Source organism: Agrobacterium sp. NPDC058088, from assembly GCF_042885035.1.
Classification (GTDB): Bacteria; Pseudomonadota; Alphaproteobacteria; order Rhizobiales; family Rhizobiaceae; genus Agrobacterium.
The window spans coordinates 1-13,031 of the sequence record NZ_JBHVSU010000013.1; the positions used below are offsets into that span (position 1 = coordinate 1).

Below are 13,031 nucleotides of genomic sequence, written 5' to 3' on the forward strand. Positions count from 1 at the left end.
TGTTCTGGTATTAATGTCAGCACTAATGCTGGTTCTAATTCCAGAACATCGCCTGATTTGCTCGATCAGCAAAAACAGCTCACCGGACGCTCACGTCTTGTTGAAGCCCGCGTCATAGACCACGACGGTGTCCACAACCCATGTCGACCCAATGATCGTCTGCTCCTGGGAATGAAGGGCAGTATCAGCGAGTTTGAATTGGACGTACTGAGGGCCCGCATGCTCGATACCGCCAGATCAAAAGCGAGCCGTGGCGAATTACGACTCTCTGTTCCGTTCGGCTACATTTGGCATCGGGAAGCCGGGCTTGGGCTTGACTCCGAGCGGAACTGAAGGACGTCGGTGATCAAGCTCTGATGCGCGGGTTGGCTATCGCATTCCCGATTGTGCGTCCGGGGCTGTTCCGATCTTACTACGGGCGTCGGTCAATTGCCGGCCACAAAGCGTCTGACGGGTGTTCCCCTGCCGTTGTCCCGCCTCCGCCCATGCGCGAGGTGCAAGTTCGCTTTGGCGACTTATGATTTGATCGCCTGCGCCTCCCTTGCAACAGCCCACATGAAGCCGGTCAGCTCGCGGGCAGTGGCAGTGCAAACCACTGTCGTTCGCTTTCCCCAAGTGGCGAGCATTCGATATCGAGATGTCAGCCGGCCCTGAGCCTTCCATGCAATCTCTCGAACTTTCGATGGGGCTTGCTCCATGAGGTAGAGCTTTCTCGTGCCCACCTTCGGCGGATGCCGATAAGTCCAGGCGCTCTCGACCAGCATGTGCCGAACTCGACCGTTGCCGGCCTTGGTGATCGCACCCCGTCTGACCGTCTCACCCGTTGATCGCTCACCAGGGACCAGGCCGAGATAGCCCATCAGTTGGCGAGGGCTCTCAATCGGCTCACTTCGCCGACCTCCGTGGCGAATGTAATGGCGACGATCACGTCGACCCCTCGCGGGGTCTGCAGCGCTCGAATGACCAGCGCCAGCGACCAGGTTGGGACGAACTCCTCGATCACCTTCTCCAATCGTTCGACGCGCTCTTTCGAGAGGCGCACCGCCTCGACCATTTCCTGCAACGCAATCGGATGCGCCGGATGATCGAACTATTGCTCCTGCAGCCAGCGCAGGTATCGCATCGTCCTGCCCTTCTTACGTGGATAGATGCGACTGTGTTTGAGCATTAAGGCACTGATCTGTTGTCGGTGAACCCGCAACGTCTCGACAGCAGCGGCGCGAGCGCGAACGAGGTCGCGCATCGCCTCATGGCCCTCATCAGGAACCCACACTGCCGTGAGCTCACCGGCCCTCAGCAGCCGGGCGAGCGCGAGTGCGTCTCGACGGTTCGTGTTCACTCTGTCGCCCGGTTTCCTGGGGATCAAGGATGGCGCAACGACCACACATTCATGCCCGAGGGATTGGATCAGCCGGTGAAGACCATATCCGGTCGGACCGGCCTCGTAGCAGAAGTGTACGCGGTCAAATTTTGCGGCTATCCGCCGAATGATGCGACGCATGCTGACATCCGATGCGTCAACCTCACCCCAAAAGCGGACCTCTCCCTCCCGGCCGAATTCAGCGACAGCGATTGCGTTCTTCAGTTTGGCGACATCGATTCCTACAAAAGCTTCTCCATAATCTGCCACGGCTCGTCCTCCTGTGATGAGGATCGGCTCGGCCTGTCCGAGAAACCCTCGAAAGACCAGTGTAGGGCGAGCCAGCTCAGGTACGAAGACGGACATACGGTCTTACGCCTCAGCATGCGGGACGTACCTTCCTAAAGGCTAATCTGTCCTTCGCTCACCAGAGAAACCAAGGTCCGGCCGCGGCCATCGCAAACCGCTTGATGCGTGGAGCTGCAGTCGCCCTTGTGCGTTTGAGACCGGCAAAGCGACCTTGCCAATGATCATCTACCAAGCGGCCCGGAAAAGGAACGGTGGTTATTGCGGACCGACGTTACTTCTGCAGTATGCCCTTCAATCTTCGGCGGACCGGGAAAAGCTGGATGCCGGTGCGATCGGAGAACAGGCCCCAGAGACCGCGCGGCGCAAAAAGCATGATGACGATGCCGATGAGGCCCAGCATCAGCAGATACCATGAGCCGTAATCGGCAAGCAGGTTCTGCAGGAGAAAGAAGACGATGACCCCGATGATCGGGCCTTCGATGGTGCCGATGCCGCCGATCACGACGATGAAGATCACGTAGGCCGTCCAGTCGATGACCGAGAAGGCGGCGTCGGGCGAAATCCGCGCCTTCTGCACATAGATGAGAGTCCCTGTGACGCCGGTGATGAACGCGGTTGCCAGATAGACCGTCGCCTTCATGCGCCGGGCATCGACGCCGACGGCGCGCGCCGCCTGCTCGTTGTCGCGCACGGCTGCCAGCCCCAGGCCCTGTTTGCTGCGCAGAAGCCAATAGATGAAGCCGATCGTGGCTATGACGAGCACGAGGGCCAGCCAGTAGGTCAGCGCGTCGCTCGCCTGCGACGCCTTCATGCCGAAGAGATCGCGCATCAGGCCGACGCCCATCATCTCGCGGGTCGCATCGCGCGGCAGCGAGGTGCCGGTGCCGCCGCCCAGCGCCTTCCATTGCGCGAGAAGCAGACGCACGACCTCGGCGACCACCCATGTGCCGATGGCGAAATAGGGGCCGTAGAGCCGGAAGGTGAAGAAGGCCGTGGGGACGGCGATGAGCACCGACAGCAGACCCGCGATCAGAATGGCGACGAGGGGATCGATGCCGAACAGGATGACGCTACCGAACATGGCGTAGGCGCCGAAGCCGACGAAGACCTGCTGGCCGACGGAGATCAGCCCGGCATAGCCGGCCAGCAGGTTCCAGTTCTGCGCCAGCACCAGCATGGTGAGGATGAAGAACAGATCCTGGATGACGCCCCGGGAGACGATGAACGGCGCGGCAAAGGCGACGAGCAGGATGGCGATGGCGGCGAAACCGAAGAGGGACGACGCTTTCGTGCGTGTCTCGACCCGCCAGGATGGCGTTGCAATCGTCATATCGGTCCCTCAATCGTTTGCGCGCGGAAAGAGGCCGCGCGGCTTGAACAGGAGAACGGCGAGAAAGGCGAGATGGCCGGACAGGATCTGCCATTCGGGATTGATCGCAGCGCCCACCGTCTGCGCGACGCCGAGGATGATGCCGCCGGCCAGCGTCCCCCAGAGCGAACCGAGCCCGCCGATGATCACGGCCTCGAAGGCATAGATCAGCCGCGCCGGCCCGGAGGTCGGATCGAAATTCGCCCGCGTGCCGAGATAGAGGGCGGCAATGGTCACCACGACCATGGCAAGCCCCGTCGCCAGCGCAAAGATACGCTGCGGCCGGATGCCCATCAGCCCGGCCGTCACCGGATCGTCCGAGGTCGCCCGGAAGGCGCGGCCGACGGACGTGCGGTAGATCAGCTGGTTGAGGCAGACGATGACGGCGACGGCGGAGAAGACCGTCATCAGCGGCATGATGCCGGCCGTGACCGGGCCGAGATCGACCGATGCGCTTTCGAGGCTGCCGGCAAAGACGCGGCGGCTGTCGGCGGAAAAGCCTTCGAGCAGCCCGTTCTGGATGACGATCGACAGACCGAAGGTGACGAGCAGCGGCGGCAGGATATCCTTGCCGAGCGTCCGGTTGAGAAGGAAATATTGCAAGGCCCAGCCGATGGCGAACATCATCGGTGCGGCAATGAGGGCTGCGAGAAACGGATCGAGCCCGAGCGTCGTCACCAGGACGAGGATCAGGAAGGCGGCCAGCACGATCAGATCGCCATGGGCGAGATTGACCAGCCGCATGATGCCGAAGACGAGGCTGAGACCCGCTGCAAACAGGGCGTAAAGCCCGCCGAGCAGCACCCCCTGGAGAATGGTATCAAGCCAGTTCATGATGCCCGTTCCTTCCGTCGGCCCCGAAATAGGCCTTGTGGATATCCTCGCGGCTCAAATCGGCGGCGCGGCCGGACAGCGTGACGCGCCCTTCCATCATGCAGTAGACCCGGTCCGCGACCTTCAAGGCCTGGGCGATATCCTGCTCGACGATGACGATCGAGGCGCCCGTTTCGCGGATGCGCGGAAAGGCGGCATAGATATCGCGCACGACGACCGGCGCGAGACCGAGGCTGATTTCGTCGCACAAGAGCACAGCCGGATTGGACATCAGCCCCCGGCCGATCGCCACCATCTGTTGCTGCCCGCCGGACAGGGCGGTCGAGGGCGTGTTGCGGCGTTCCTTCAGGATCGGAAACAGCGCATAGATGCTGTCCAGGCTCCATGGCCCGTCGATCTTGCGGCCATAGGTGCCGACCAAAAGGTTTTCCTCGACGGTGAGCGAGGCAAAGAGCTTGCGCCCCTCCGGCACCATGGCGATGCCGCGCGCCAGCACATCGGGGGCAGGCAAGCCGCCGATCGGTTCGTCCTGATAGAGGATCGATGCAGGATCGTTGGCAAGAACGCCCGATATCGAGCGCATCAGCGTCGTCTTGCCGGCACCGTTGGCACCGATGATGGCAATGGTCTCGCCGGTCTCGACCGAGATATCGACGCCGAACAACGCCTGGAAATCGCCATAGGAGGCCTTGAGGCCGCGGGTTTCGAGCAGGGCCATCAGATGTCGATCCCCAGATAGATTTCGCGGACATCGCGCGACGCCATGATGGCGTCCGGCTTGCCGATGCCGATGACCCTGCCGAAATGCAGCACAGCCAAGCGCTCGACTACGGAATTCAGCGCATGCAGCACATGCTCGATCCAGATGATCGTGACGCCGCGCGCATGGATGGCGCGGATGGTCAAGACCAGCGACCGGCATTCGCCCTCGGTCAGCCCGCCGGCGATCTCGTCGAGCAACAGGAGCTTCGGTTCGGTCGCCAGCGCCCGCGAAAGCTCCAGCCGCTTGCGCTCGAGCAGACTGAGACTGCCGGCCAGAAAATTGGCCTTATCGATGAGACCGGTCTCGACAAGGATATCCGCGCAGCGATCCGAGACGTCTGCTTCGTTGCGCCTGGAGCCGAAGGCGCCGGCGACGAGCAGGTTCTCGAACACCGTCAGCTTCTCGAAGGGCTGCGGGATCTGGAAGGTCCGGCCCATGCCCGACAGGCACCGCGCCATTGGCGGCGTGCGCGTTACGTCCTGGCCGAGAAAGCGGATCGTGCCGCTGTCGGCCGCGATATTGCCGGTGATCAGATTGAACAGCGTCGATTTGCCGGCGCCGTTCGGACCGATGATGCCAAGCGCTTCGCCCTCGCCGACGGCAAAGCCGATCCCATCGGCCACCGTCAGTGCGCCGAATGTCTTGGAAAGGCCGTCGAGTTGAAGGATGGGCATGAGTTTTCGTTCCAACAAATGTTCTGCAATGGCCGCTCACCCTAGCCCTCTCCCCGCGTGCGGGGAGAGGGGACTGGATCGGAGGTTGCCGATTGTCCCTTCTCCCCGTTTACGGGGAGAAGGTGCCCGACAGGGCGGATGAGGGGCCTTTGCCCCTACACGATCGCTTCCATCTTGCCGCCGACCGGAATGTTCGGCGCCGTCTTGTTGTCGGTGATAACAAGATCGTAGCCGCCGCCATCCTTCAGCCGCCATTGGCCGCCGACGAGCGGGGTCTTGGCGATGTTCTTTGCGGCAAACGGCGGCAGGCCCGTGCCGTCCCAGGCGATCGGGCCAACCAGCGTATCGAGCCGGGTGGCGGCGATCGCCTTTGCCACGGCATCGCCGTCCGTCGGATCGTCCGCCCGTTTCATCGTGTCCACTGCGAGTTCGAACAGCGCATGGGCAAAGCCGATCGGCTGCGTCCACGGCCGGTTCGTCGCCTTGGTGAAGGCATCGGCGACCTCTGCCGAGGTCTGCCCCGTCAGCGACGACTTGAACGGATGGCTCGGTGTCCACCAGACTTCCGACGACAGGTTGTGGCCGGCATTGCCCAGCGCTTCCACGGTCTGCGGGAACAGCAGCGCCTTGCCGATCGAGGCGATCTTCGGGGCGAAGCCCTGCTGCTTGGCCTGGTTCCAGAAGGTGGTGAAATCCGGTGGGATGACGACGCCGGTGACGATCTCGCAATTCCCGGATTTGAAGGCGTTGATCTGCGCGGAAAAATCGTCGGTCATGTTCTGGTAGCGGCCGGGATCGGTCAGCCCGTAACCCATCTTTTCCAGGACCGGCGGGAAGCCGACGACCGTGTCGCCCCAGGCATTGCCGTCGCCGTCGTTCGGGAAGAGACCGCCGACTTGTCTGTTCGTCTCGATCTGCGCCCACATGTTGGTGAAGACGGCGATGACGTCCTCGAGCCCCCAGAAGAAATGGTAGGCGTAGTCGAACGGTTTCCACGAGGCCGGATCGCCGGGATTGCCCTGCTGGCCGATGAACCAGGGCTGCCACGGCGCCAGGGTCGATATACAGGGCATTTCCTCCGCCTCGCAGGTCGTCGCCACCGGATTGGTCGTCTCCGGCGTCGATGCGACGAGGACCAGATTGACCTCGTCGTCGACGATCAGTTCCTTGGCCACTTCCGCCGCCCGGTTCGGGTTCGACTGGCTGTCCTTGACCACGACCTCGTAATTGAGCCCCATGCTTTTCGTCGCCGACAAAAAGCTGTCGATGACGAACGTGTCGGCTTCTCCGAAGGCCGCAAGCGGCCCGGTCTGCGGGCTGACATAACCGAGCTTGATGGCCACATCCTGCGCAATCGCAGGCGCCGCAAGGCCGGATGTGGCGGCAAGCGCGCCCGTGGCAGCCGTCGTCTTCAGAAAATCCCGTCGCGTAAACATGTTTCCTCCTCCCATTTTTAACCCCGTGGACAACGCACCGACGTTCCGAACCTCAGCGTTACGCTGAAATATGCTTGCCCAGAATGTCTTCGAATACGCCTGCCAGCGTTTGACCGGTCGCCGCGTCATAGGTGCGCGCGCGCCATGCAATGTGCATGTCCGGCCTGACCAGTATGCAACCGTCCTCGGCGATTTCGCTCTGCAGATACCAGTCCCCGTAGATGTCGACGGCGTCGCAGCCGGCCGGTCCGATGGACACAACATCGATGTCGATGTCGAACTTGTCGCTGACGGCCGATGCAGCCTCGCGCCAACCCTCGCCACCGATTCCGGTCAGGACGACGAACCGACCCTTTCCGCACAGGTCGAGAGAAGATATTCGATGTCCGTTTTTCTCAAGCCAGACATGCGGCAGACGGGCACCAGGCCAAGTCGTCGCATGGTAATACAATTCCTGATCGCGCGTATATTCCGGCTCTGGTGTCCCATCTGGGACGATCGCCGAGGATTGATAGCGCTGGTTGAGTTCCACACCGTGCGCGTTAAATTCGTAGTTCTTGCGCCGGATCGCCTCGTGCAGCAGTCGACGGCGTTTTTTGCCCTCGGGAGTGGGAGCCTTGCGTGCTTCCATATTCCGGAGAACTGTTTCCGGATCGCTGGACGAGCCGATGCCGATCGCTTCGAATATCGGCGGATAGTCCTTGATGCTCTCGTTGGCGCGCCGGACGATCTGCTTTCCGACGGGTTGCCGCTCGGCGCAATAGGTTTCCAGCAGCGCGTCCGTTGCCTTGCCTTTCAACACGTAACTCAGCTTCCAGGCGAGGTTATAGCTGTCCTGAATGGATGTGTTGGATCCCAGGCCGTTCAAAGGCGGATGGCGATGCACCGCATCGCCCGCGCAGAAAACGCGCTTCGTCGAATAGCGGGTTGCGTACTGGTTGTTTACCGTCCATGTCGATGTCGATCTGATCTTGACCGGAACCTCATCGTCGCCAATGAGCTGCCGGACGATAGCTTCAGCTTTCTCAGGGGTGATTTTCAGTTCACCCTCAGCCAGGTCGTATCCCCAGATCGCCAGCCACTCGGTCCATGGCCGAACCATACGAATGACGCCTGCCCCGATCCCTCCGATTTCAGCACCCGGCTGCAAAATCCAGTAAAGGACGCTCGGGCGATGCTGCACATATTGGGTCAGATCGGCATCGAACAGAATATTCATACTTCCCGAAAGGCCCATCTGGCCTTCCATCGGCAAGCCGATCCGCTCCGCCACCCGGCTTCTTCCACCATCTGCGCCGATGAGATATTTGCACCGTATCGCGTAGTCTTCGCCGGTCGTGCGATCCTTGACGGTCGCGGTAACGCCGTTCTCGTCTTCTTCAAGGTCAAGAAACTCGGTATTGAACCGGATGGTAGACCCGCGCGCTCCAGCCACTTCCAAAAGAATTGGCTCCAGATACGTCTGAGGCAGGTCGCATATCTCGGTCGGACTTGCCAATTCGTAGTCTGCCTTGCGCAGGGGATGATTGCCCCAAGACAGCACACGACCGAATTCTTCGCCGGAGAGGCTGTGACAGAAGACATTGTTGGCCATGAAGTTCTGACGACTGGCGAACTGCTTCGCCTTTTCCTCGACACCAAGATCGCGCAAAATTTCCATGGTTCTTTGGTTGGTGATGTGTGCACGCGGTGTCGAGGACAGCCAGCCATATTTTGTAATTTGAATGTTGCGAATTCCATAGGTCGAAAGGAAAGCCGCGGCTGTAGAACCCGCCGGGCCGCTACCGACGATGAGGACATCCGTTTCAAGTGTACCGACCATGTTTCTGCTCCTCCCTTGCGAGACCGTTTCCTCTCGAATGAACGGATAGGTCTTCGTACTGAACCGTTTGTAACGTCTGCCCGCTATTGCTCAGGCGACAATTCTCGCTTCCGTAGCCGATCTTAGTTCGTCTTCGGTCACGCCATCGGCGAGTTCGATGATCTTTAGTCCTCCGAGAACCACATCCAGCACGCCCAGATTGGTGATGACGCGATCGACGACACCCTTGCCTGTCAAAGGTAAAGTGCAATTTTTCAGCAGCTTTGGTTCAGCGTGTTTTGACGTATGCTCCATGATGACCACAACGCGGCGGACGCCAGCGACAAGATCCATTGCGCCGCCCATTCCCTTGACGAGTTTGCCGGGAATCATCCAATTGGCGAGATCACCGCTTTCGGAGACCTCCATTGCTCCCAGGATGGCCATGTCCACCTTGCCGCCACGGATCATCGCGAAGCTCTGGGCAGAATCGAAATAGGCCGTTTCAGGAAGCTCGCTGACCGTCTGCTTGCCGGCATTGATCAGATCCGCATCCTCCCTGCCCTCAAGCGGAAACGGTCCCATTCCGAGCATTCCGTTTTCCGACTGAAGGATCACGTTGATCCCCGCAGGAATGAAATTTGAAACAAGTGTCGGAATGCCTATGCCAAGATTGACGTACCAACCGTCCTGGAGTTCTTTCGCCGCGCGCGCGGCCATCTGGTTACGCTCCCACACGGTGCTTGTTCCTCAATCCGGTTTCCGAACAGTGCGTTGTTCGATCCGTTTTTCATGCGTGCCCTGGATGAGCCGGTGCACATAGATACCGGGCAGATGGATGGCGTCGGGATCGAGTTCGCCGACTGGGACGATCGTCTCGGCCTCCGCCACGCAAATCTTTCCGCAGGTGCCGGCCGGCGGGTTGAAGTTCCGGGCCGTCTTGCGGAAAACCAGATTGCCCGATGTGTCCGCTTTCCAGGCCTTTATAATCGACAAGTCGGCGACAAGCCCCGTTTCAAGAATGTAGGTGTGTCCATCAAAATCCCGATGGTCTTTGCCGACGGCAACCGATGTTCCGACTCCGGTGCGTGTGTAGAATGCTGCTATTCCGGCTCCTCCAGCGCGCATTCGTTCAGCAAGCGTCCCTTGAGGTGTGAATTCGACTTCAAGTTCACCGGATAGGTACTGGCGCATGAACTCGGCATTCTCTCCCACATAAGAGGAAATCATCTTTTTGACCTGCTTCGTTTCCAGCAACTGTCCCAGACCAAAATTGTCGATACCGGCATTATTAGAAGCAACCGTCAGTTCACGAGTACCGATATCGCGTATTGCCGAAATCAAAAGCTCGGGAATGCCGCAGAGACCAAAGCCGCCTGCGGCGATCGTCATGCCATCAACCATCAGCCCTTTCAGTGCGCGGGCCGCATCACTGTAGATTTTCTGCATGTCACGGCTCACATCTCATGCAACCGGCGAGGCAAAGTGCCAGCGAGAGTTTCTGTTCATGGCTAAATCAACGGACGTTCCAAGGTGCGGTGAAACGGCAACCTCAACCGGCGATTTCGTAATTGAAGACAAAATCTTTCGGAATTTCCGGGCCCCAGAGATAGATGGAGTCTTGAGGGGGATAATCTCCCGACACCCAGTCGTGATCGACCGGGACGTAATCGATGTCGGCGGAGTATTCGCTGTAACTGCCCCAGGGATCCCGGACGTAGTGGAAATAGTTGGAGCCCAGAACATGGCGTCCCAGCCCCCACCCTTTCGAAAAGCCCTTATCTGCCATCTGCATCGCGCCGCGGCCGATTTCGTCGATCGAGCCCACGTCCCAGCTACAATGGTGAAGGCCAGGTGCACGTGATTTTGCGAAAGCGATAAGATGGTGGTCGCTGCCATGAATGCCATGCATAAAGCAGATGCCATCGCCGGAGCGATCCGACAGACGCAAACCGAGGAAGTGACTGTAAAATTCGATAGCTTGCTGTACGTCGGCGGTAAAGATGAGGACGTGCGCCAGACGGCGCGGACGGACGACGACAACTTTGGATCGCTGCGGGGCGGCAGCCGTGCCGGGCTTTTCCGAAAGCATGGAAAAGACCGTTTTTTCGTCCGGCGATGATTTTTCGGCAATCTTCAACTCGATCAAAACGCCGTTATGATCGTGGAACCAGACGCCGTTGGAATCAAAGCTCCGCGGCGCATCCATGAGCCGCACGCCACCAGCCTCGATCTTATGACGCAGGAGCTCAAAGTCTTCTTCGAAAACAGCAAAAGAGAGATAGTTTAGTTTTTTTCGCTCGCCTTCGCTTACACTTGCCCAACGCTGGTTCGAACCGAACGTGTAGAGACCGAGCGTGTTGTTCTCCTCACGCACGTCTAGACCGAACGCCTTGTAGAAGTCTTCAGCGATGCGCAGATCAGGCACTGTCATATTGAAGGCATCCATCGAATGGACACCAAGTTCGCCGGGGCGCTTTGTACTTGCAACTCTTCCCGTAATCGCTGTCATGTTTCCCTCCTCAGAGCCATGCACGAACTTTTGGATCAGGCGTGGCGCAATTCTCTTTTGCCGTTTCGGTCACGAATCGGGTTTGACAACGTGCCGATGCGCTCGATTTCGACTTCGCAGACATCGCCATCCTTCATGAACAGCGGCGGCTTACGTGCCAGCCCAACACCCGAGGGCGTGCCTGTTACGATCACGTCTCCGGGCAATAGTGTCATGAAACTGCTCAGAATCTCGATTAACCGAGCGACAGAGAAAACCATGTCGCTAATCGAAGCATCCTGCACGACGACGCCGTTCAAACGAGTTTGAAGGCGGAGACCGACGCACCCCGGTGGAAGCTCGTCCGCAGTGACGAACCACGGCCCGAAAGCGCCCGTGTCATCGAAATTCTTGCCGGGCGTCCATTGCGGAGCCTTGAATTGATAGTCTCGTATCGAGCCGTCATTGAAGATTGAATAGCCGGCAACGTAGTCAAGCGCCTTGGCTTCAGACACGTTGCGAGCCGGTTTGCCGATGATTGCGACAAGCTCACCCTCATAATCGAGCTGATCTGACACTTCCGGCCGCAGTATGGGTGCGCCGTGTGCAATCAGGCTGGAGTTGAACCGCCCGAAAATTGTCGGAAAATCGGGTTGCTTGAAACCGCTTTCAGCAGAATGGTCCGTGTAGTTAAGGCCCACACAGACGATTTTGCCAGGGTCGCTGAGGGGCGGCAGAACCTCGACCGCATCGAGATCGATTGAGCCCGCAATCTTGAGAACAGCGGCCGCATCGCTCAAGGAGGTTCCGCCAGATTTAATCAGCGACAACAGGTCGCCCGGAAATCCCGGTTGATTAGAAGTAGTGCCGTGCCAGCCGCCGTCCACATGCAGCGCCACCCCGGCAAATCCATTAGATTGAAATGAAACAAACCGCATAGGACCCTCCCAAAGTCGATTGAAGCATAATGATTAAAATGTATAAGTCAACATAAAATATATTATTTCAGGTTTTATGAATTTCACTGTCGGGTTCGCTTGCCACTTTCGTCGCAGGTACGTAAAAGTTTGTAAGCAGTTTGACGATCAATCATAATCGCGTTTCTGCGTTGGAGTATCCGATGGTGTTTCCGAAAGGCGGCAGCTTGACTGCCGAGGCCTATGAAAGGCTTCGCGCAGAAATCTTATCGTGTCGTTTGGTGCCGGGCCAAAAGCTGATCATACAGGATCTTTGCATATCGCTTTCGTTCAGTCTCGGCGCTATCCGCGAAGCCCTGGCAAAACTGACTTCGGAGGGACTTGTGGAAGCGGAGCCGCGCAAGGGATTTCGCGTGGCTCCCATCACGGAGTCTGAACTCCTTGACATAACCCGCGTCCGCGCAACTGTTGAGACTCAGTGTCTTGAAAACGCCATCAGAAACGGCGACCTGAAATGGGAAACTGGCATCGTTTCCACACTGTTTGAGTTGTCTCGCTTGCCGATTGAAGATCCAAGTGATCCAGGTCGGGTCAGTGATACTTGGGCAGAAACTCACCAACGCTTTCATGAAGCGCTTGTCGCCGCCTGTGACAGCCCCTGGCTGTTGCGCCTTCGTGAGATTCTCTTCGTGCAATCAGAGCGTTATCGCCGTGTATCCGTTCCACTTGACCGAATTGGCAGAAACATCCACGGCGAGCACACTGATATGGCAAATGCCGCTATAGCTCGAAATATCGAACAAGCCTGTAATGCTCTTCGTAACCATTTGGACCAGACAACCCGCATTCTGATTCAAGCAAATGTAGTGAATGAAGTGTATAAAAAATCAAAGTAGGTTTTGATATGAATCCATAGGGACGAACTTTGGCGCTGACTTTTACTTGCCGTAATTGCGACAATAAAAACAGAATAGAACAGCTAAAATTCCTTAATATAGATCCTCAAGCGGCATAATCTCCTTTACAATGGCGGTATAGTTATCCTTACATTTCGCGCGCGACCGCGTTGCCAACCTG

Annotated in this window: 11 protein-coding genes and 2 pseudogenes; 2 read left to right on the forward strand and 11 right to left on the reverse strand. The window is 58.5% G+C overall.

The genetic code is table 11. The features are described from left to right. Positions 1–96 precede the first annotated feature (96 nt). Positions 97–324 (forward strand): annotated as a pseudogene (locus ACFVTJ_RS23040) (serine recombinase); the annotation flags it as partial. Between the two features lie 191 nt (positions 325–515). Here ACFVTJ_RS23040 and ACFVTJ_RS23045 read toward each other — a convergent pair. The 11 genes and pseudogenes from ACFVTJ_RS23045 to ACFVTJ_RS23095 all read right to left on the reverse strand — a co-directional run bounded on the left by ACFVTJ_RS23045 (position 516) and on the right by ACFVTJ_RS23095 (position 11,975). Further along, a pseudogene (locus ACFVTJ_RS23045) lies at positions 516–1,726 on the reverse strand (IS110 family transposase). 214 nt (positions 1,727–1,940) lie between these two features. Then, positions 1,941–2,999, reverse strand: coding sequence for a branched-chain amino acid ABC transporter permease (locus ACFVTJ_RS23050; RefSeq protein ID WP_386910892.1), 1,059 nt, complete (start codon positions 2,997–2,999; stop codon positions 1,941–1,943). A 9-nt stretch (positions 3,000–3,008) separates the two neighbouring features. Then, positions 3,009–3,872: a branched-chain amino acid ABC transporter permease gene (locus ACFVTJ_RS23055; RefSeq protein ID WP_386910893.1), complete on the reverse strand. Its 864-nt coding sequence runs from the start codon at positions 3,870–3,872 to the stop codon at positions 3,009–3,011. Beyond that, complete coding sequence (locus ACFVTJ_RS23060; protein ID WP_386910894.1) at positions 3,859–4,590, reverse strand: ABC transporter ATP-binding protein; 732 nt, start codon at positions 4,588–4,590, stop codon at positions 3,859–3,861. Before ACFVTJ_RS23060 ends, ACFVTJ_RS23055 begins: the two co-directional genes overlap by 14 nt. Further along, positions 4,590–5,309, reverse strand: a complete 720-nt coding sequence (locus ACFVTJ_RS23065; RefSeq protein ID WP_386910895.1) for an ABC transporter ATP-binding protein — start codon at positions 5,307–5,309, stop codon at positions 4,590–4,592. Before ACFVTJ_RS23065 ends, ACFVTJ_RS23060 begins: the two co-directional genes overlap by 1 nt. Before the next feature lie 155 nt (positions 5,310–5,464). After that, complete coding sequence (locus ACFVTJ_RS23070) at positions 5,465–6,745, reverse strand: ABC transporter substrate-binding protein (protein ID WP_386910896.1); 1,281 nt, start codon at positions 6,743–6,745, stop codon at positions 5,465–5,467. 58 nt (positions 6,746–6,803) lie between these two features. Beyond that, the gene (locus ACFVTJ_RS23075) at positions 6,804–8,567 is read right to left on the reverse strand and encodes an FAD-dependent oxidoreductase (protein WP_386910897.1); all 1,764 of its coding nucleotides are present in this window, start codon (positions 8,565–8,567) and stop codon (positions 6,804–6,806) included. 90 nt (positions 8,568–8,657) lie between these two features. Continuing rightward, positions 8,658–9,284 carry a CoA transferase subunit B gene (locus ACFVTJ_RS23080; protein WP_386910898.1) on the reverse strand — a complete coding sequence of 209 codons (627 nt, stop codon included), beginning with the start codon at positions 9,282–9,284 and terminating at the stop codon, positions 8,658–8,660. Between the two features lie 12 nt (positions 9,285–9,296). Then, positions 9,297–9,995, reverse strand: a complete 699-nt coding sequence (locus ACFVTJ_RS23085; RefSeq protein WP_386910899.1) for a CoA transferase subunit A — start codon at positions 9,993–9,995, stop codon at positions 9,297–9,299. A gap of 103 nt (positions 9,996–10,098) precedes the next feature. Next, positions 10,099–11,058, reverse strand: a complete 960-nt coding sequence (locus tag ACFVTJ_RS23090; protein WP_386910900.1) for a VOC family protein — start codon at positions 11,056–11,058, stop codon at positions 10,099–10,101. Between the two features lie 35 nt (positions 11,059–11,093). Then, positions 11,094–11,975, reverse strand: coding sequence for a fumarylacetoacetate hydrolase family protein (locus ACFVTJ_RS23095; RefSeq protein ID WP_386910901.1), 882 nt, complete (start codon positions 11,973–11,975; stop codon positions 11,094–11,096). Positions 11,976–12,157: 182 nt separating this feature from the next. Here ACFVTJ_RS23095 and ACFVTJ_RS23100 point away from each other — a divergent pair, with 182 nt between their 5' ends. Further along, a complete protein-coding gene (locus ACFVTJ_RS23100) occupies positions 12,158–12,850 on the forward strand; it encodes a GntR family transcriptional regulator (RefSeq protein ID WP_386910902.1) in 693 nt (230 codons plus the stop codon). The last annotated feature ends 181 nt before the right edge of the window (positions 12,851–13,031 follow it).